Source organism: Flavobacterium sp. PLA-DH12 (assembly GCF_059511845.1).
Genome location: NZ_JCAMPD010000005.1, coordinates 222,505 through 240,902, shown reverse-complemented (window position 1 = coordinate 240,902; position 18,398 = coordinate 222,505). Strand labels below are relative to the sequence as shown.

Sequence of the window (18,398 nt, the reverse complement as noted above, 5' to 3'; positions counted from 1 at the left end):
TTTTATAGAATTATTTTAGTTCAAAAAACAAAACAAATTATAAATCTTTAAAAAACATTTTTATGAAAAAATACGCATTTGCAGTCCTTTCAGTTTTAACGTTATTATTTGCTTCATGCAAGACATCAAAAACAGATAAAAGTGCCGATGATTTATTTGGTACAACCTGGGAATTAGAATATATCTCTGGACCAAGAATTGCTTTTCAAGGATTATATCCGCATAAAAAACCACAACTTACTTTCGATCAAAAAGAAACAAAAGTATATGGAAATAATGGATGTAATGGTTACAGTGCGCCTTATACTTTAAAAGGAAAGTCTTTGACTTTTGGAGAAGCAGGACCAACTACAATGATGTTTTGTGAAGGTGGTGGAGAGCAGGAATTCTTAAAACAAATTAAATTAGTGACAAGTTATTCTGTAGATAAAGACGGAAAACTAAATTTAATTCATGATAATGTACCAGTAATGCGATTTAAAAAAGTAGCTAAACAATAGTACTCAGAATCAAAATAAGGAAAATAGGCTGTCTCAAAAGGACAGCTTTTTTATTGGACGAAATATTTGGGAAATTTATTTTATCTGTTAAAGCCCCAGCGGGGTAAAATATTTATAGAATTAGAATAATACAAATAAAAAGAAGCTCCAGAGGAGCGACATGTTTTTTTTGCAACCTAAATATTTCGCTTCTCCGAATCTTGAAAAAAAAATGGAATTATTTTAAGACAGTTTCTTTTTTATGCCAAAGCTAATTTGTTTCCAACTTCAACTGCATTATGTTCTTACTGATAATGTTCTTGTCGGAAGGCGTTTTGGCTAAACCAAATGCGGTTTCAAAATTTTGTAACGCCTTTTTTGTGTCAATTCCAGAATAGAGATTTCCTAGTAGAGAATAATAAAAATGATTATCAGTTAAATTCAATTTTTCGGCTTCTTTGATTGCTTCTTCTTTGCCTTTTACTTTAGATAGAGCATAAGTTCTGTTTAAAGCTACAATTGGCGAATATTCTAAAATGATTAGATTGTTGTAGAGTTCCAGAATGTTTTCCCATTTTTCTACAGTTTCTGTTTTTATGGTGTGCCAATAGGCAATTCCAGCTTCTAAGTGATATTTTGAAAGTGTATTTCCGGTTGAAGACTGACTTAGGAAATAAGTTCCTCTATCAATTAATTCCTGATTCCAAAGCGATTGATCCTGATCTTCGTATAAAATAATTTCTCCATTTGAACCAGTTCGCGCATCAAACCTTGACGAGTGAAAACACATCAAAGCCATCAAAGCATTGGTTTGCGGCAGATTTGTACTTTCGTTCTGAATTAATAAATACGTCAGACGCATGGCTTCGGTACAAAGATCTTTTCGTAAAGTGGTGTTTTGCGAAATAGAGTAGTAGCCTTCAGAATAAAGCAGATAGATGGTTTTGAGAACTGTTTGTATTCTATCTTTTATTTCAGAATTGTTCGGATGCTGAATTTTAATGTTTTCTTCTTTGAGCTTTTCTTTCGCGCGATTAATTCTTTTATAAATAACTTCTCTGTTGGATAAGAAAGCATCAGATATTTCATTTACCCCAAAACCACATAATAAATTTAAGGCAAGAGCAATTTGAGCTTCTTCAGAATTACAAGGATTGCAAACCGTAAATATTATCGCCAGTTGGCTATCGGCAATATTTTGATCAGACAAATCAATGTCGATTTCTGGATTGTTTAATGGAGTATTGTGTTTTATTTCGGTAACGATTTTGGTTTCAAAAACGTTGTTTCTTTTCAGGTAGTTTTTGGTTTTGTTTTTGGCAACAGTGTACAGCCAAGCAGTTGGATTTTCGGGAATCCCTTTAATTGCCCAAGTTTCTGAGGCTGTTAGAAAAGTATCGCTTACAATATCTTCGGCAATTTCGATATGATGAATGCCAAACAAACTGCAGAGAACCGAAACTATTTTTTGATATTCTGTTCGAAATAAATTGGGTATAAGTTCTTTTTGCTCCATATTTTTAAGAAAAAAAATGCCTAAGTAAAGATACAAAGGCATTTTTATATGTTGGTTTAAAATCTAAACAGCCATTCTAATTTCGACATTTCCGCCAAAATTTAAAACCGGACATCCTTGTGCAATTTCGGCTGCTTCATCATAATCTTTAGCTTTGATGATTATTAGTCCGCCAATAGATTCTTTAATTTCAACAAAAGGGCCGTCAGTAATTCCTTTATTTGAATTTACAAGTTTTCCCTGGCCGTCCCATTTCTGTAAAGGTCTTGCTAGTTTATCTTGAGCGGCAAGACTTCCAAACCAGTTTTGCCATTGCTGTAAATGCTGTTGCAGTTCTTCTGGAGATGGCTGTGTTTCTTTTGTTTTAAAATCTCTTCTGAAAATCAATAAAAACTCATTCATTTTTTATGTTTTTAAATTGAATAATTTGTTTTTGAGTTGTATAAAGTTAATTTTTTTTAGAAAATAAAAATCAATTACTGTTTATCCAAACTGTCCAACTCTATAAGATCCAGGCACATTGGAAAAAGTGATGTTAAGACGATTCCAAGCGTTGATTGCAGCAACTGCAAGCGTAAGATCTATTAATTCTTGTTCTGTAAATTCAACTTTTGCAATTTCGTAGATTTCGTCTGGAACATCGCAGGCATTTACTGCTTCTGCTAGAGCAAGAGCAACTCTTTCTCTTTTTGTATAATAAGGAGTTTCTCTCCAAACACTTAATCCAAATAAACGCTGTGCTGTTTCTCCAGCGGCTAAAGCTTCTTTTGAATGCATGTCTAAACAATAACCGCAGTTGTTGATTTGAGAGACTCTGAAATTTATTAATTCCATAAGAGATGCTTCAATTGTTCCTTTTTTCAAGTAACCGCTGATTCCAAATAATGTGCTAACTGCTTTTTGACCTTGTTCGAATAAATTAAGTCTAGTTTCCATAATGTATAATTTTTAATTGTTTATACCCTAATAACAATCGAACTTTCAGGATTGGACAAAAAAAGAGAAAAAAAATTAAAATATTTTTCAGTTAAAAGAAAATCCTAGTGTTTACAAGGGTTTGTAAAATAAAAAAAGTTGCCTTTTTGAAGTCAGTCTTCGTTGGTTAATAGGAAGTTTCTAATATTATTCTATCAATAAACCCCAGCGGGGTGAAATATTTATAGAATTTTATATAAACAAATAAAAAAAGCTCCTCTGGAGCTTTGTATGGCAGAAACATTCTTGCTATAAATATTTCGCTTCTCCGAAGCTTTACAATACCAATTGTTACTATTTATTTCTTTTTCAGTTTATCTTTAAAAACTTTTTCAAACTTTTCTATTTTGGGCTGAATCACCATTTTGCAATATGGCTGATTTTTATTGTTGGCATAATAGTTTTGATGGTAATCTTCGGCTTTATAGAAAACTTTAAAAGGTTCTACTTTTGTTACAATTGGACTGTTGTAAACCTTCGCTTTATTCAATTCAGCAATAATGCTTTGGGCGGCTTTTTTCTGTTCCTCATTTTTATAGAAGATAACAGAACGATATTGTGTTCCCACATCTGCTCCTTGACGGTTTAAAGTTGTAGGGTCGTGAACTGTAAAAAAGACTTTGAAGATCTCGTTAATATCAGTTATATTTTTGTCATAAGTAATCTGTACTACTTCGGCGTGACCTGTTTCTCCTGTGCAAACTTCTTCATAAGTCGGATTTGCGACTTTTCCGCCAGAAAATCCAGAAACAACAGATTTTACTCCGTCTAGATTTTCATAAACGGCTTCAACGCACCAATAGCAGCCTCCTCCAAGTGTTATAGTTTCTAGATTTGCTTTTTTATTTTGAGAAATGCCATTTAGCGAAAGCGCAAAAAGACATATTAAAAGTATATTTTTCATTTTGGGATTATTTATTGTCAGGAATAAAATCAAGGGCAATCGAATTCATACAGTAGCGTTTTCCTGTAGGAGCAGGACCATCATCAAAAATGTGTCCTAAATGTCCACCGCAGCGTCCACAGAGTGCTTCGATTCTTTCCATTCCAAGAGAATTATCTTCTTTAAAAACAATGCTTTTTTTATTCTCTTGTTCAAAAAAGCTTGGCCATCCACAGCTGCTAGAGAATTTAGCAGTAGATCTAAAAAGCAAGTTACCACAAGAAGCGCAGTAATAAGTTCCTTTTTCGTCGGTATTCCAATATTTTCCCGTAAAAGGTCTTTCTGTGTCAGCTTCACGCATTACGGCGTAAACATCTTCAGGTAAAACCTTTTTCCATTCGGCGTTGCTTACGTTAAGTTTTGTGGTGTCGGTATTTGAATAATAAGGATTTCCGGGCTTACTGATTTTATTTTCCATAACAGCTGTTTTTACAGGTTGTTGTTTTGTGTTTTGTCCGCACGCTTGTAAAATAAAAAGTGGCATTAGAAAACAGAGACTGAAAATTAAATTTTTAGATTTCATAAGTTCTTGGATGCATTAATCTGTATATCAAAGATACGTTGAGAATTAGCTTCAAATTACAGTGTTTGTTATTATTGAGATTTTTTTAAGTGTGTTTTAACTTTTTATTAGTTACGTAAAAGAAGGCAATGTAGTTTTTATGTCTTAATTTTAACAGCTTTTAAATTTTTAATATAAATTATAATGCTGTAAATCAGGAAAATAGAATCGAGGTAAAAAGCTTAGTTTTGAGCAAGCTTAATTAGCATTTTTAAGCCATTTCTTTTTTCGTATTTTTGTTTGCTTAAGAAGCCTTATGACAGAAGAAAACGTAATACTAGTTAATCAAAACGATGAACAGATTGGCTTAATGCCAAAATTGGAAGCACATGAAAAAGCGCTTTTGCACCGTGCCTTTTCGGTTTTTATTTTGAATAGTAAAAACGAAATTATGCTGCAGCAGCGTGCTCATCATAAATATCATTCTCCTTTGCTTTGGACAAACACTTGTTGTAGCCATCAGAGAGAAGGAGAAACAAACATCGAGGCAGGAAGCCGAAGATTGTTTGAGGAAATGGGTTTTAAAGCGGAATTGAAAGAGCTATTTCATTTTATTTATAAAGCACCTTTTGATAACGGTTTGACAGAACATGAACTGGACCATGTTATGATTGGTTACTATAACGACGAACCAAACATAAATCCAGACGAAGTAGAAGACTGGAAATGGATGAGTATTGAAGATGTTAAAGCAGATATTGAAAAACAGCCCGAAATTTATACTGTGTGGTTTAAGATAATTTTTGACGAATTTGATCATTATCTAGAAGACCATAAATTATAGCCAAACTAACCAAAAACATAAATGAGAGTAACCATATCAAGAAAAGCACATTTTAATGCTGCACATCGACTTTATCGAAAAGATTGGTCATTTGAAAAAAACGATGCTGTTTTTGGAAAATGCAATAATCCTAACTTTCATGGTCATAATTATGGTTTAACAGTAAGTGTTACAGGAAAGATTGACCCGGAAACTGGTTTTGTTTTAGATGTGAAAGTATTGGCGGATATTATACGAGAAGAAGTAGAGATTCCGTTTGATCACAAAAATCTCAATCTGGATGTTCCAGAATTTGCAGATTTGAATCCAACTGCAGAAAATATTGCTGTTGTGATATGGAATAAAATTAGACAACGAATTCATGCCGACTTTGATCTTGAAGTCGTGCTGAACGAAACGGACCGAAATTTTGTAACTTATAAAGGAGAATAAAAAATGTCATTAAAAATAGGAGATATAGTTCCGAATTTTACTGCGAAAGACAACAATGGTGAACTTTTTGAAAGCCAAAGCGTTTTAGGAAGAAAGCCGCTGGTGATTTATTTTTACCCAAAAGATAATACGCCAGGATGTACTACCGAAGCTTGCAGTTTTCGGGATCAATACGAAGATTTTAAAGATTTGGGAGCTGAGGTAATTGGTATTAGCAGCGATAGTGTAAAGTCACATCATAAATTTGCTGCGAAACATGAATTACCTTTTATTTTGCTTTCAGATCAGGATAAAAGATTAAGAAAACTTTTTGGTGTCCGTAATATTTTATTTGGACTTCTGCCTGCACGCGTTACCTATATAATAGATAAAAATGGTTTGGTAATTTCGATATTTGATAGTGCAAATGCAGCTAAACATATACCGAAAGCATTAGAAACCGTAAAGGAATTAGTATTATAGATTATCAAAATAGTATCAGAATAGAATTAATTAAACAAATATATTAGCCTAAAAACATGAGTCAGAATTTATACCCTTTGCAATTTGAACCGATTTTGAAAGAAAGAATCTGGGGAGGAGAAAAACTTAAAACAATTTTAAACAAACCAATCGTTTCTAAAATTACTGGCGAAAGCTGGGAATTGTCTACTGTTCAAGGAGATGTAAGTGTGGTTGCAAATGGAGTTTTAAAAGGAAAATCTTTAATGGATTTAATAGATGAAACGCCAGATGCTATTTTAGGGACTAAAGTTTATGAAAGATTTGGAAAGCAATTTCCGTTGCTTTTTAAATATCTAGATGCAAGAGAAGATCTTTCTATACAAGTGCATCCAAATGATAAATTGGCAAAAGAACGTCACAACTCATTTGGTAAAACCGAAATGTGGTATGTAATGCAGGCAGATGCTGATGCTAGAATTATTGTTGGTTTTAAAGAAGATTCTAGTAAAGAAGAATACTTAAAACATTTACATGATAATACCTTAGTTTCTATTTTAGATGACGTAAAAGCAAAAGCTGGAGATGTTTTCTTTTTAGAAACTGGAACAGTTCACGCAATTGGAGCTGGTTTGGTTGTTGCCGAAATTCAGCAGACTTCTGATATCACATATCGATTATACGATTTTGACCGTGTAGATGCACAAGGAAATAAAAGAGAATTACACGTAGATTTAGCTCTTGATGCTATAAACTACAATAAAGTAGATACACAAAAGAAATACGATTCAAAAACCAATACATCAAATGTTGTGGTAGATTGTCCTTATTTCACGACAAACTTTATTCCGTTAGAAGATAAAGTAGAAGTTTCGAAATCTGGAGAAACATTTACTGTTTATATGTGTATTGAAGGAAGCTTTGAAATCGAATATGACGGTTTTAAACATACCTACATTAAAGGTGATACTGTCTTAGTTCCGGCTGCAATAAATGCATTTAATTTGAGCGGAAAAGCTTCAATTTTAGAAATTTACATTTCTTAGCGCTTATTCTAAAGATAATATGTACTTTTGCAGACGCAAATTAAAATTAAAATAAAAATGGCAAACGTTAAAAATTTAAAGAAAGACATCAATTTTGTATTAGGAGATATTATTGAGGCAGTTTACTTGTTTGAGATGTCTACAACAGGAAATCCTACTCCAGAAACGAATGCTTTAATCGATGAAGCTATCGCTGCATTTGATACTTTGATTACAAAAGTGAACGCTAAGAACGTTGAAAATAAAAAAGCACACTTCAAACAAATCAATGTTGAATTAGAACAAACTGCTAATCAATTGATTGAAAAAATCAACGCGCTTTAAGCAAAAAAAAGTGTAAAAAAGTGCAAAAATATTTTGGGAAATTGAAAAACCGCTTTATATTTGCACCCGTAATGACGCCGATGTAGCTCAGCTGGCTAGAGCAGCTGATTTGTAATCAGCAGGTCGTGGGTTCGAGTCCCTCTATCGGCTCAAAAAACGGAAACCATCACAGAAATGTGATGGTTTTTTTAATTATAGAGAGAGGTGTGAAATTTTTTTTGGAATATTAAAAAACATTTATATCTTTGCACTCGCAAAATAGGCCGATGTAGCTCAGCTGGCTAGAGCAGCTGATTTGTAATCAGCAGGTCGTGGGTTCGAGTCCCTCTATCGGCTCAAAAACCATCACAGAAATGTGGTGGTTTTTTTATGCCCGAAAATAAAAATCCAAGAATAAAATTCTAAAACTATAGCATTGTTTTGACCGCGGGACACACATTGAAGGGATAAATCGTGTTGTGATTATTTATTTGCGTTTTAAAGGTTGAAAACTACTAATGGTATATTTTGTATGCCTTGCGGAAATTTAATTGATTTAAGCATAAAAAAAACGCCCTGATAATTCAGGGCGTTTTTTTATGTTTTATTCAGCTGGAGTGGGAGCTGTTGCAGCTGCCGGAGCTTTTTGTTCTTTTTTGATTTCAGCTACATACTTGGTAAGCTTTTTTCCATAAAGTGATTGAGCTACTTTTGGAGTCATCGATTTTTGAATCGTATCTAAGAATTTGATATTGATGTCGTAAATCTCTGCTAAAGCAATGTAAGGCGCTACTTCGTGATCTTTATTGTTAATGGCGAAGTTTGTAGCGTACAAATATTTTCTTTTAATGTTTGAATCTTGTTTTGCCTCAAGGCTATCAAGAGCTTTTTGATCTTGTCTTTTTAAAGCTTTAAACTTTGCTTCAACCATAGATAAGTTCTCATCTCTAAAACGAGTATTTATTTTTTGATATTCTTCGTATAACTCCTGGTTTTTAGATCCAGTAATTTTTGCGCTAGCGATGAAGTTGTCTAAATTGGTTTCAATATTAATATTTCCTGGTTCAGCAAAGAATAAAATATTATTGTCTAATGAATTTGTTACGCCTCTGTCTAAATATAGATATAACATTTCAGGAGATTCTAATTTAATATCTCTTTCAAAAGCAGAGTTTCCATCGATTTTGATGCTATCGATAGCAACAAGGGAAGTGTCAACAATTCTTTGGATATATAAAGTTCCGGTTTTTAAGCCTTTAATGTTTCCTGTGATGTGTAAATTATCAGCAGCTGTTTCTTTTTTGCTGCAAGATGCTAATACTGCAAGAGTAACAAAAGCAATTAATGTTTTTTTCATTGGTTTTTGAGATTTTGGTGCAAAATAAAGAAAATAGTTTAAATGTAAAGAGGCAGATGTTTTATTTTTATAAAAAAAATAAATCCCAATCTATTTCTAAATTGGGATTTTAAAGTCGTGCAATAAAAGGTCTTACATCGATAAATTAAATGAAGAGCCGTTTTCGTGCGTATAAGTGTAAAGCGCGTCACAGTCATTGTTGCCATAATCTACCACGCCGTTTAAAATGCCTCCTTGTACTTTTAATTGTCCTTTAGAAATAAATAGGCAAGAATATTTTTTGATCAATGGTTCTTTTACAGTCAAAGTAAGTGTTTCGCCATTCGAAGCTGTTACTGTATGCGTGCCTTCTGTAACTTCATATACATTGTCAGATAAAACAAAAGGAGTATCTACACCAGCAGTTTGTTTGGTAGTGTAAATTCCAGAGTTGGTATAAACTCCTCCTTGCAAATCGGTTAATTTGCCGTTTGTGACTTTTCTAGTCCATTGCGGTACAGTAGCGACAGTTGTAGTATTGGTGTACTCGATAGTGCCTTCTAGTTTGATGTCTTTTATAGAATAATCAATTCTTTCAATTGTCATTTTACTTCCAGTTGCAGTAATTGGTCCAGAAAGTGTGACTTTTAGTTTTCCTTTTCGCGTAAGTTTGTTGTTGTCTGTACAGCCCGCTGTTCCGAAATCTGCGAGAAAAACTTTTGGATATTCTGTGCCATTTGGGGATGAAATGGTAATCGTTGCACAAACTCCAGGTGCTGTCTCTGTAGTTTTTCCAGTTGTTGAGGTGGTTGTCGAGATTGAAAGACCAGTGTTAAGATCCATTTCATTTGAAGTGTCAACAGCAATTGAGGCTCCAATGCTTGTTAGGTTTGTTGAAACTGTGTCTTCGTGATTGTCGCTTGAGCAAGAAACGTATAAAAGTGCTGTAGCGCAAATAGCTGATAGTAAAATAGCTGTTTTTTTCATAATGGGGTGTTTTGGATTAGATTAATAAGGCAATCAAAAGTAATAAAAAAACGAATTACAATTAAAAAATCCTGTAATGGTTAGTTACAGGATTTTATAACGGTTTTTTGGTGAAAAAATTATGGGAAGTGTTATTGGAAATAATTTAAACAGATTTATAATAATTGCTTTTGGCCTTTCTGATTTTTTTGTATTCTTCCCAGTTAAATCGGTTTAAAAAATCGGCAGCATTTTGAGCGCCACGAATAAATAGGTCAATTTTTGCGTCATCGGTAAGATTAAAGTTTAGCCAATTATGGTTTCCGGTATCAATATACCCAATAAGATTTTTAAAATCTGGATTTTTTTGAAGGAATTCAGAATCGTAACCATAGCGTGAAGTGTCAAACATTGAGCCTATTAAGCTGGAGAATTTTTCATTTTTATTGATTTCGTTTTTGTCATAACCCAATTTGATTCCGAAAGTTGGGGAAGCGGGAACATTCATGTTTTCATGAAAAATATCTATGGGGAAATTTGAAATAATACCGCCATCCATAAACATAACTTCTGAAGGTACGGATGTTCTAAGACAAGTTGCGTCATTCCATTTGTTCCAAGCATCTATTCCGCTTGGAATATTTTTAATTTTAAAAGGGGTAAAAAATAAAGGAATCGACATAGAAGCACGGACAAAGTCGGCTGGATTTTGAACATCTGGGTTGGAGTAAAACAAATCGATCATTTTTGGAAAGATGATTTTGCTTTCGGTAGTAATATCGGCCGTAATTATAGCCATTTGGCTCCAATGATCTACCCGAGTATATTCTTCTTTGTCTCCATTATTTAATCTGTTTATTCGATATAGTTGATTTTTGTCTGAAACGCCTTTTTCTCTCAAAGCTTTCAAATCGGCATAATTTTTTATCCCTTTTTGCGAAAGGAGATTGGTCATCCATTGATGAAAATTATTTCCAGGATTCAGTCCTAAATCATCTTTAAAATTGTCCACAACCTGACAGCCTTTCATTATTAATTTTAGATTTCCGGCATCACTTAAAAGTGCATCAATAAATTCGCGCGCATCATGATCGCCATCAACAAAATCGTATAAATTTTTATTACATAAACAATCTAGAATCCATTCCGATTTTTCAATATCACAAGTTCCCGCAGCAGCCATCAGCATGGTGTTGATGCTTCCTGCAGAAGTTCCTGCGAGACTTAAAAAACGGATTCCCATTTTTTCTAATACATATACATATCCAACAAGTGCAATTCCGAGCACGCCGCCGCCTTCTTGTACAAGATCTACATATTGGCAATTGTTGTTGTCGACAATGTCAGAGAATTTTTTGCCTTTAATCTGTTCTTTTAAATCCTTTATAATTGCTAGAATTTCTCCATTTTCTGTGAATTTTCTTTTATCCATGATTTCTAGAATTTTAGATTTGTTGTTTTGGTTTTAATTTATTGACTTTCAAAATTATGCAATCATGTTTTGCAAGAAAAGGGGAGAATAGCCCTTTTTTTAAGGGTGATTTTAGTGCAAAAAAAATCCTGCAAAACTTAATTTGCAGGATTTTGGAAATATTTATTTTCGAATGATTATTTAATCATCTCGAAACTTCTTTTTACGAAAGCGGTAAGCGCTTCACCTTTTAAAAGGTTTTGAGACAATTTAGCTAAATCTAATGCTTGTTTAACCAAATGCTCTTGGTGCGTTTTGTCTTCTGTATTTAAGATGCTTGAGGCCAAATCAGAATTGGTGTTTACAACCAGATTGTACATTTCTGGCATATTGCCCATTCCGAACATTCCGCCGCCTGTCTGACTCATTTCTTTCATTCTTCGCATAAATTCTGGTTGCGTTATAATGAAAGGAGCAGCCTGAGAATCCATAGCTTCTAGCTGAACGCTGTATGCTTTTGGAATATATGCTTCTAATGAAGTTTTTAAAGCAGCTTTTTCGTCATCAGATAATTTTGAAATCGTATTTTCTTCTTTTTTGACTAAGTTGTCAATATGGTCAGAATCTACACGAACAAAAGTTACATCTTTATTGTCGTTTTCAATTTTTTGAATCAAATGCGAAATAATCGGAGAATCTAAAAGCAATACTTCGTATCCTTTGTCTTTCGCTGCTTCAATATAAGAGTGCTGTGCATCTTTGTTTCCAGCATAAAGAACTACAAGTTTACCATCTTTATCAGTTTGGTTTTCTTTTAGTTTTTCTTTTAATTCTTCTAAAGTAAAATATTTATCGTCTACAGTTGGATACAAAACAAATGCGCCCGCTTTTTCGTAGAACTTATCTTCAGAAAGCATTCCGTATTCTAAAACGATTTTAATATCATTCCATTTTGCTTCAAAATCAGCACGGTTTTCATTGAATAAAGCTTTCAGTTTATCGGCTACTTTACGAGTAATGTAGTTCGAAATTTTCTTAACCGCACCGTCAGCCTGTAGACCAGAACGAGAAACGTTTAATGGAATATCTGGAGAATCGATCACACCTTTTAACATCGTCAAGAATTCAGGTACAATTCCTTCTACGTTATCTGTAACGTAAACTTGGTTTTGGTACAGCTGAATTTTGTCTTTCTGGATCTGCATGTCACTTCCTAATTTCGGGAAGTACAAAATACCAGTTAAGTTAAACGGATAATCTACATTTAAATGGATGTTAAACAACGGATCTTCAAACTGCATTGGATACAATTCTCTGTAGAAGTTTTTGTAATCTTCATCAGTTAATTCAGAAGGCTGTTTTGTCCAAGCTGGATTTGGGTTATTGATGATGTTATCAATTTCAACAGTTTCATTCACATAATCCTCTGGAGCATCTTCTGGTTTTGGAAGCGTTTCAGTTCTTGTTCCGAATTTAATCGGAATAGGCATGAATTTATTGTATTTGTTTAATAAGCCACTGATTTTAGAATCGTCTAAGAATTCCAAAGAATCTTCTGCAATATGAAGAATGATTTCTGTTCCGCGTGAAGTTTTGTCAGCTGGTTCTAGAGTGAATTCAGGACTTCCGTCACATGTCCAGTGTGCAGCTGGCTCATCTTTGTATGATTTTGTAATGATTTCAACTTTTTCAGCTACCATAAAAGCAGAATAGAAACCAAGACCAAAATGTCCGATAATACCAGAATCTTTAGCAGAATCTTTGTATTTGTCTAAGAATTCTTCAGCGCCAGAAAAAGCTACTTGATTAATATATTTTTCAACTTCATCAGCAGTCATACCTAAACCTTGATCGATAATGTGGATTTTTTTTCCTTCTTTATCCACTTTTACTTCGATAATCGGGTTTCCGTATTCAACTTTAGCTTCACCAATGCTGATAAGGTGTTTTAATTTTAAAGTAGCATCAGTACCATTAGAAACAAGCTCGCGTAAGAAAATTTCGTGGTCGCTGTATAAGAACTTTTTAATTAAGGGAAAAATGTTTTCTACTGAAACATTAATTTTACCTGTTGCCATATTTTTTAATTTTTGATTTAATTTGATGATTTTCATTTGTTCAAATAGAATACCAATTGTTTTTTGGGTGACAAAATGTCGCAAATGTTAATTTTGAAAGAAAATAAATGGATTGTAAAACAAAAAATAACTGAACGAATCGTATATTTGTGGTACAATAATTGTTAAAAAGACAAATATTAATCCTAAAAAAATTGTACAAAATGAAGAAGAGTATTTTAATGTGTATGATTGCCGCTCTGTTTTTTGCGTGTAAATCATCTTCGTCCACTGCAGCTTCATCTTCTGAGGCTACTACACTTTCAACTAAACTTGACAAGAAAACTCAGGTAGCTCTAAAAGGGAATTGGGTTCTAACTAACGTATCTTATCCAGGTTCAGATTATATCAAAGTAAATTCTTTCGATCTTGCCGATTCTAAATGTTTCATTGGAAGTACTTGGAGTTTTATTTCTAATAATAATAAAGGAAATATGGCTTTAACATCACCAAGTTGTACTGGATTTTCTTCTCCAATTGTATGGAGTATAAACAGCCAAGGTTTGTTTGTGCTTAAAATTCTTAACGCAGGTGAAAAAGCGAAAAAAGTAAGAGATGGATATTTACTAAAAGTTGATGGAGTGACTGAGAGTTCATTTCAGTTAGTAGACAATATAAATGTTGGAGGTCAGGTAAAAGATGTGGTCTACCAATTTCAAAGAGCTAATTAATATTTTAAAGGTATAAAAAATGAGAAAGATAAAGGTTTTAGGTTTAAGTAGTTTATTGGTATTAGCTAGCTTTTTTACAAGTTGCGATTCAGTAAAAAATGCAAATAACACGCAAAAAGGAGCAGGAATTGGTGCTGTAGCAGGTGGTGTTATTGGTGGTATTTTAGGAAATAATATTGGTCGAGGCGGTAACGCTGCACTAGGAGCTGTAATTGGAGCTGCTGTTGGAGGTGGAACTGGAGCTTTGATTGGTAATAAAATGGATAAACAAGCTCGTGAAATCGATCAGGCGCTTCCAGGTGCTGATGTTGAAAGAGTTGGTGAAGGTATTCACTTGACTTTGAACGAAAATGCAGTTCGTTTTGATACTAACAAATCATCTTTGACTACTCAAGCAAAAGCTAATTTAGATAAATTGATTCCTGTATTCACTGAGTACGGAGATACTAATATTGAAATTTTTGGTTATACTGATAATACAGGAAAACCAGAATATAATTTGACACTTTCAGGACAAAGAGCTGCGTCTGTTCAGGCTTATTTAGTTGCTAAAGGATTAAAAGCTAGCCGTTTCAAAACTTCAGGTTTAGGAATTGCAGATCCAATTGCAACAAATGATACTCCAGAAGGAAGAGCGCAAAATCGTCGTGTTGAATTCTCAATTACAGCAAACGACAAAATGGTAAATGACGCTAAAGCGGAAGCTGGAAAATAATTTCACAATAAAATAAAATATAAAAAAAGCTGTTTCATAATTGAGGCAGCTTTTTTTTGACTTTAGAAATTAAACATTGTAAATTTGACGTCTCATATTACAACTCATGCTCGACATACAAAATATATCTTTTTCGTACACCGAAAATCCTGTTATCAAAAACATCTCTTTTTCTATTGAAAAAGGTCAGAACATAGCCATTATTGGCGAGAGTGGCTGCGGAAAAAGTACCCTGCTCAAGCTTATATATGGACTTTACGATCTAGATGAGGGAAAGATTTTTTATGGGGATAAACCAGTTTTAGGACCAAAGTTTAATTTGATTCCAGGAATGCCTTATATGAAATATCTGGCACAGGATTTTGATTTGTCTCCTTATGAAACAGTTGCAGAAAATGTTGGTAAATTTCTATCCAATGGTTTTGCAAACATGAAAAAACTTCGTGTTCAGGAATTATTAGAGATGGTAGAAATGGATCAGTTTTCTAATGTAAAGACAAAATTCTTAAGTGGAGGACAGCAGCAGAGAGTCGCTTTGGTAAGAGTTTTGGCTTTAGAACCAGAAGTAATTTTATTAGATGAGCCATTTAGCCAGATTGATGCTTTTAGAAAAAATGCATTGCGCCGTAATTTATTTCGTTACCTAAAGCAAAAAGGAATCACTTGTATTATTGCAACTCACGATAGTACCGATGCTTTGTCTTTTGCAGATCAGGCAATCGTGATGCGAAATGGAGAAGTCTTGGTAAAAGATGATCCAGCAAAAATATATGAAGATCCGCAAATTAAATATGTTGCTTCTTTGTTTGGAGAAGTAAATGAAATCCCAACTCATTTATTATTATCGTACAAAGACGAAAATCATAAAACGCTAGTTTATCCGCATCAATTTAAAATGGTTTCAGAATCAAAACTAATGGTAAAAATTAGAAGAACTTATTTTAGAGGAAGCCACTATTTAATTGAAACTGTTTATAAAAGACAATTGATTTTCTTTGAAAGTGAAATAGATTTACCGCTTGAGCAAGAAGTTTTTCTGGCTTTAAATTATTTATAATTAGGGAATGTGTCAATTAGAAAATTAGATAATTTCTAATTGTTAAAATAATAAACCCGACAAGTTTTAAAAACCTGTCGGGTTTACTTTTGGAATCAAATTATGAATTTAGTTTTTCAAATATTTTTCTAAAAATTGATCTTGTTCCCAAAGCAAATGAAGAATGTTTTCTTTAGCTACATAACTGTGAGATTCTTTTGGTAGAATAACCATTCTTGCAGGAGCTCCTAAACCTTTTAATGCCTGAAAGTAACGTTCTGTCTGTAAAGTAAAAGTTCCAGGATTGTTATCTGCTTCTCCGTGAACCAATAAAATCGGAGTTTTCATTTTTTCTGCATTCATAAATGGAGACATTGCATTGTAAACTTCTGGAGCTTCCCAGTAATTTCGTTGTTCAGATTGGAATCCGAATGGTGTTAGAGTTCTGTTGTACGCACCACTTCTCGCAATTCCGCAAGCAAAAAGATTAGAATGTGTCAATAAATTTGCCGTCATAAATGCTCCGTAAGAGTGTCCACCAACAGCAACTTTTTTACGGTTAATATATCCTAAAGCATCAACAGCATCAATCGCCGCCGCCGCATTGTCTACTAATTGCGAAATGAAGTTGTCGTTTGGTTCTGTAGTTCCTTCACCAATAATTGGAAAAGCGGCATCATCTAAAACAATATATCCTTTAGTAACCCAATATACAAATGATCCATAATAAGGGAATGTGAATTCGTTCGAATTTTGAGTCGATTGCGAAGCGCTGTTTCTATCTTTATATTCTGCAGGATATGCCCAGATTAATAGCGGTAATTTTTCTTTTTTAGTTTTATCATAACCTGCAGGGAGATATAAAGTTCCCGAAAGTTCTAATCCGTCTTTACGTTTGTATTTAATAACTTCTTTACTAACGTTTTTAATGCTTTCAAATGGATTTTTGAAATCAGTAACTTGTGTTAGGCTGTTTTGTTTTTTTATATTCCTGAAAAAGTAATTCGGGTATTCACTCTTTGATTGAATCTGAACTAATATTTTCCCAGACTTAAAATCTTCAATTTCTAAGATATCCTCTTTTTTATCTTTGTATGGAGAAGTATAAATACGTTTTGATTTTAAAGTTTCCAGATTGAATTCGTCAACAAAAGGAAATTGTCCATCTTTGGTGTAACCTTCGCCAATTCTATACAAGTTGTTTTTTTCGACAGCTAAAACATATTTGTTGTAGGCATTTTTTCTTGTTTCGAAAACTCCAGGATCTGAATAAACATCCTGAGAATTTCTATCTGTAATCAATTTTGGCTCCTGACTTGGATTTGATGGATTTATTAAAAACGTTTTGGTATTTCTAGTATCATACCATTCTTCTGAAAGAACCGCTAAATTGTCATTCCCCCAAGTAATATCACTGAAACGCTGTGGTGTTTTTGCTAATGAAGATGCTTCTTTGTCGAAAGGCGCATCCCAAAGAAAAACTTCATCTCTAAAATTAACTTTGTTAGCAGGATCTCCTTCATCTAAAGCTACAACATAAGATAATGTTGCAGGTTTGTCGTTTCTCCAAGCCATTTCTCTTTTTCCTTTTCGAACAGCCATAAAACCTTTTGGCATAATTTCATTTAAAGGAACCTCATTTACCGTTTTAATTTCTCTTCCGCTTAAATCATAAACAACAGTTTTGAATGGAAATCTGTTCAAAGGAACTACATAAGAAAATGGTTTTTGAATTGTTGTCAGCATAATGTAATTGCCATCTGGTGAAATTCTTTCTCCTGCAAACATAGCAGCATCTTTATACAAAACAGCGTCACCATTTAGTTTTACTTTGTATAATTCAGAAGTTATGCAGTTTTCAAAATTAGCTTCGTCATTTTTGTTTTTCAACATATCAGGATACGTTCTGTTTTGAGATTTTTCTCCCGAAGTATTCGAAATAATTGGGCCAGTAGGCAGATCCTTTTTAGAGTCCAAAAGCGGCTGTCTGTTTTTAGGAAGCATTTTTACTAATATAGTTTCACTATCCAAAAACCAGCTAAACGGATTTCCAAGATTTGCATTTACTCTAGCCTCTGTAAGTTTTGTTGCTTGTGCTGTTGCCACATCCAAAACCCAAAGTTCAACGCCAGAATTTGTAGTATGAGAGAATAAGATTTTTTTGTCGTTTGGCGACCAAAGAATGTTTGTTGTTTTTGGATTTTCAGGCAGTCCTTTAACCTGAATTTCTTCCTTTCCGCTTATTTTTCTTAGTTTTAGATTGTTTAGGTAAGTTACAGTGCTTGAAATATTAGTAACAGGATTAATTCTTAAACCAGCCAAACGAACTTCGTCTTGATTGAGATCATCGAGCGTTTTATAAGTATTGCGATACATCAATAGCATGTTTTCTTTTTTTGTATCCATAGACACAGAAGGTGCTCTTTGATAATCTGCCAAATCTAAAATGGATTTAGAAGGTTTTTGATAAGTTAGATTCTCTTGAGCAAAAGAGAAAAAACTTATATTTAAAAATAAAAACAGCGTAACCTTTAATTTCATAGTTTAAATTTTATGGGTTCGTAATAGTATTCAAAATGTTTGTCTAAAATACTTTTATGTTGTTACATCTTGGGTCTTATTTTTAATTTTTTTCAATGTTTGTGTCTTAATATTGTCTTTTCAA

General features: G+C 33.3%; 19 protein-coding genes and 2 tRNA genes. 11 read left to right on the top strand and 10 right to left on the bottom strand.

What is annotated here, in order from left to right; translation table 11 throughout:
- Positions 1 to 62: 62 nt before the first annotated feature.
- Positions 63 to 500, top strand: a complete 438-nt coding sequence (locus tag AC5ZCW_RS11960; RefSeq protein WP_496120025.1) for an META domain-containing protein — start codon at positions 63 to 65, stop codon at positions 498 to 500.
- Between the two features lie 250 nt (positions 501 to 750).
- Here AC5ZCW_RS11960 and AC5ZCW_RS11955 read toward each other — a convergent pair whose 3' ends face one another.
- The 5 genes from AC5ZCW_RS11955 to msrB form a co-directional block, all read right to left on the bottom strand.
- Positions 751 to 1,995, bottom strand: a complete 1,245-nt coding sequence (locus AC5ZCW_RS11955; RefSeq protein ID WP_496120023.1) for an RNA polymerase sigma factor — start codon at positions 1,993 to 1,995, stop codon at positions 751 to 753.
- A gap of 63 nt (positions 1,996 to 2,058) precedes the next feature.
- Positions 2,059 to 2,397, bottom strand: a complete 339-nt coding sequence (locus AC5ZCW_RS11950; RefSeq protein WP_308068737.1) for a YciI family protein — start codon at positions 2,395 to 2,397, stop codon at positions 2,059 to 2,061.
- Positions 2,398 to 2,478: 81 nt separating this feature from the next.
- Positions 2,479 to 2,931 carry a carboxymuconolactone decarboxylase family protein gene (locus tag AC5ZCW_RS11945; protein WP_496120021.1) on the bottom strand — a complete coding sequence of 151 codons (453 nt, stop codon included), beginning with the start codon at positions 2,929 to 2,931 and terminating at the stop codon, positions 2,479 to 2,481.
- 337 nt (positions 2,932 to 3,268) lie between these two features.
- The gene (gene msrA / locus AC5ZCW_RS11940) at positions 3,269 to 3,874 is read right to left on the bottom strand and encodes a peptide-methionine (S)-S-oxide reductase MsrA (RefSeq protein ID WP_343544888.1); all 606 of its coding nucleotides are present in this window, start codon (positions 3,872 to 3,874) and stop codon (positions 3,269 to 3,271) included.
- Positions 3,875 to 3,881: 7 nt separating this feature from the next.
- Positions 3,882 to 4,436, bottom strand: a complete 555-nt coding sequence (msrB, locus tag AC5ZCW_RS11935; RefSeq protein ID WP_496120018.1) for a peptide-methionine (R)-S-oxide reductase MsrB — start codon at positions 4,434 to 4,436, stop codon at positions 3,882 to 3,884.
- A 295-nt stretch (positions 4,437 to 4,731) separates the two neighbouring features.
- Between msrB and idi the strand changes: the two genes are divergently transcribed.
- The 7 genes from idi (at position 4,732) to AC5ZCW_RS11900 (ending at position 7,838) form a co-directional block, all read left to right on the top strand.
- Positions 4,732 to 5,259, top strand: coding sequence for an isopentenyl-diphosphate Delta-isomerase (idi, locus tag AC5ZCW_RS11930; protein ID WP_177212124.1), 528 nt, complete (start codon positions 4,732 to 4,734; stop codon positions 5,257 to 5,259).
- Between the two features lie 21 nt (positions 5,260 to 5,280).
- Positions 5,281 to 5,691 (top strand): 6-carboxytetrahydropterin synthase, encoded by a 411-nt coding sequence (locus tag AC5ZCW_RS11925; RefSeq protein WP_343544891.1) that lies wholly within the window; start codon positions 5,281 to 5,283, stop codon positions 5,689 to 5,691.
- 3 nt (positions 5,692 to 5,694) lie between these two features.
- Complete coding sequence (locus AC5ZCW_RS11920; RefSeq protein ID WP_343544892.1) at positions 5,695 to 6,153, top strand: peroxiredoxin; 459 nt, start codon at positions 5,695 to 5,697, stop codon at positions 6,151 to 6,153.
- A gap of 56 nt (positions 6,154 to 6,209) precedes the next feature.
- Positions 6,210 to 7,178, top strand: a complete 969-nt coding sequence (locus AC5ZCW_RS11915) for a type I phosphomannose isomerase catalytic subunit (protein WP_496120015.1) — start codon at positions 6,210 to 6,212, stop codon at positions 7,176 to 7,178.
- A gap of 57 nt (positions 7,179 to 7,235) precedes the next feature.
- Complete coding sequence (locus tag AC5ZCW_RS11910; RefSeq protein WP_012022371.1) at positions 7,236 to 7,502, top strand: hypothetical protein; 267 nt, start codon at positions 7,236 to 7,238, stop codon at positions 7,500 to 7,502.
- Between the two features lie 76 nt (positions 7,503 to 7,578).
- Positions 7,579 to 7,652: transfer RNA gene (locus tag AC5ZCW_RS11905), tRNA-Thr, on the top strand.
- A 112-nt stretch (positions 7,653 to 7,764) separates the two neighbouring features.
- Positions 7,765 to 7,838, top strand: a tRNA-Thr gene (locus AC5ZCW_RS11900).
- A 247-nt stretch (positions 7,839 to 8,085) separates the two neighbouring features.
- Here the strand turns inward: AC5ZCW_RS11900 and AC5ZCW_RS11895 are convergent.
- The 4 genes from AC5ZCW_RS11895 to htpG all read right to left on the bottom strand — a co-directional run bounded on the left by AC5ZCW_RS11895 (position 8,086) and on the right by htpG (position 13,272).
- Complete coding sequence (locus AC5ZCW_RS11895) at positions 8,086 to 8,838, bottom strand: DUF4369 domain-containing protein (protein ID WP_343544896.1); 753 nt, start codon at positions 8,836 to 8,838, stop codon at positions 8,086 to 8,088.
- Positions 8,839 to 8,970: 132 nt separating this feature from the next.
- Positions 8,971 to 9,804: a hypothetical protein gene (locus tag AC5ZCW_RS11890; protein WP_281633841.1), complete on the bottom strand. Its 834-nt coding sequence runs from the start codon at positions 9,802 to 9,804 to the stop codon at positions 8,971 to 8,973.
- A 145-nt stretch (positions 9,805 to 9,949) separates the two neighbouring features.
- A complete protein-coding gene (locus AC5ZCW_RS11885; RefSeq protein ID WP_496120012.1) occupies positions 9,950 to 11,215 on the bottom strand; it encodes a patatin-like phospholipase family protein in 1,266 nt (421 codons plus the stop codon).
- 176 nt (positions 11,216 to 11,391) lie between these two features.
- Positions 11,392 to 13,272, bottom strand: a complete 1,881-nt coding sequence (gene htpG / locus AC5ZCW_RS11880) for a molecular chaperone HtpG (protein WP_343544899.1) — start codon at positions 13,270 to 13,272, stop codon at positions 11,392 to 11,394.
- 203 nt (positions 13,273 to 13,475) lie between these two features.
- Between htpG and AC5ZCW_RS11875 the strand changes: the two genes are divergently transcribed.
- From AC5ZCW_RS11875 to AC5ZCW_RS11865, 3 genes are all read left to right on the top strand, one after another.
- The gene (locus tag AC5ZCW_RS11875) at positions 13,476 to 13,982 is read left to right on the top strand and encodes a lipocalin family protein (protein WP_202005805.1); all 507 of its coding nucleotides are present in this window, start codon (positions 13,476 to 13,478) and stop codon (positions 13,980 to 13,982) included.
- 19 nt (positions 13,983 to 14,001) lie between these two features.
- Positions 14,002 to 14,697, top strand: coding sequence for a YiaD family glycine zipper/OmpA-like lipoprotein (locus AC5ZCW_RS11870; RefSeq protein ID WP_111424469.1), 696 nt, complete (start codon positions 14,002 to 14,004; stop codon positions 14,695 to 14,697).
- 106 nt (positions 14,698 to 14,803) lie between these two features.
- The gene (locus AC5ZCW_RS11865) at positions 14,804 to 15,754 is read left to right on the top strand and encodes an ABC transporter ATP-binding protein (protein ID WP_343544900.1); all 951 of its coding nucleotides are present in this window, start codon (positions 14,804 to 14,806) and stop codon (positions 15,752 to 15,754) included.
- Between the two features lie 108 nt (positions 15,755 to 15,862).
- Here the strand turns inward: AC5ZCW_RS11865 and AC5ZCW_RS11860 are convergent, their stop codons facing one another.
- Entirely contained in the window at positions 15,863 to 18,274 is a 2,412-nt protein-coding gene (locus tag AC5ZCW_RS11860; protein ID WP_496120008.1) for an alpha/beta hydrolase family protein, read from the bottom strand.
- Positions 18,275 to 18,398 lie beyond the last annotated feature (124 nt).

Coding starts and splice junctions, on each gene's coding strand:
- AC5ZCW_RS11950 (WP_308068737.1), bottom strand. CDS start 2,397: ATGAATGAGTTTTTATTGATTTTCAGAAGAGATTTTAAAACAAAAGAA.
- htpG (WP_343544899.1), bottom strand. CDS start 13,272: ATGGCAACAGGTAAAATTAATGTTTCAGTAGAAAACATTTTTCCCTTA.
- AC5ZCW_RS11865 (WP_343544900.1), top strand. CDS start 14,804: ATGCTCGACATACAAAATATATCTTTTTCGTACACCGAAAATCCTGTT.
- msrA (WP_343544888.1), bottom strand. CDS start 3,874: ATGAAAAATATACTTTTAATATGTCTTTTTGCGCTTTCGCTAAATGGC.
- AC5ZCW_RS11885 (WP_496120012.1), bottom strand. CDS start 11,215: ATGGATAAAAGAAAATTCACAGAAAATGGAGAAATTCTAGCAATTATA.
- AC5ZCW_RS11860 (WP_496120008.1), bottom strand. CDS start 18,274: ATGAAATTAAAGGTTACGCTGTTTTTATTTTTAAATATAAGTTTTTTC.
- AC5ZCW_RS11955 (WP_496120023.1), bottom strand. CDS start 1,995: ATGGAGCAAAAAGAACTTATACCCAATTTATTTCGAACAGAATATCAA.
- AC5ZCW_RS11920 (WP_343544892.1), top strand. CDS start 5,695: ATGTCATTAAAAATAGGAGATATAGTTCCGAATTTTACTGCGAAAGAC.
- AC5ZCW_RS11925 (WP_343544891.1), top strand. CDS start 5,281: ATGAGAGTAACCATATCAAGAAAAGCACATTTTAATGCTGCACATCGA.
- AC5ZCW_RS11875 (WP_202005805.1), top strand. CDS start 13,476: ATGAAGAAGAGTATTTTAATGTGTATGATTGCCGCTCTGTTTTTTGCG.
- AC5ZCW_RS11915 (WP_496120015.1), top strand. CDS start 6,210: ATGAGTCAGAATTTATACCCTTTGCAATTTGAACCGATTTTGAAAGAA.
- AC5ZCW_RS11910 (WP_012022371.1), top strand. CDS start 7,236: ATGGCAAACGTTAAAAATTTAAAGAAAGACATCAATTTTGTATTAGGA.
- AC5ZCW_RS11895 (WP_343544896.1), bottom strand. CDS start 8,838: ATGAAAAAAACATTAATTGCTTTTGTTACTCTTGCAGTATTAGCATCT.
- msrB (WP_496120018.1), bottom strand. CDS start 4,436: ATGAAATCTAAAAATTTAATTTTCAGTCTCTGTTTTCTAATGCCACTT.
- idi (WP_177212124.1), top strand. CDS start 4,732: ATGACAGAAGAAAACGTAATACTAGTTAATCAAAACGATGAACAGATT.
- AC5ZCW_RS11945 (WP_496120021.1), bottom strand. CDS start 2,931: ATGGAAACTAGACTTAATTTATTCGAACAAGGTCAAAAAGCAGTTAGC.
- AC5ZCW_RS11870 (WP_111424469.1), top strand. CDS start 14,002: ATGAGAAAGATAAAGGTTTTAGGTTTAAGTAGTTTATTGGTATTAGCT.
- AC5ZCW_RS11960 (WP_496120025.1), top strand. CDS start 63: ATGAAAAAATACGCATTTGCAGTCCTTTCAGTTTTAACGTTATTATTT.
- AC5ZCW_RS11890 (WP_281633841.1), bottom strand. CDS start 9,804: ATGAAAAAAACAGCTATTTTACTATCAGCTATTTGCGCTACAGCACTT.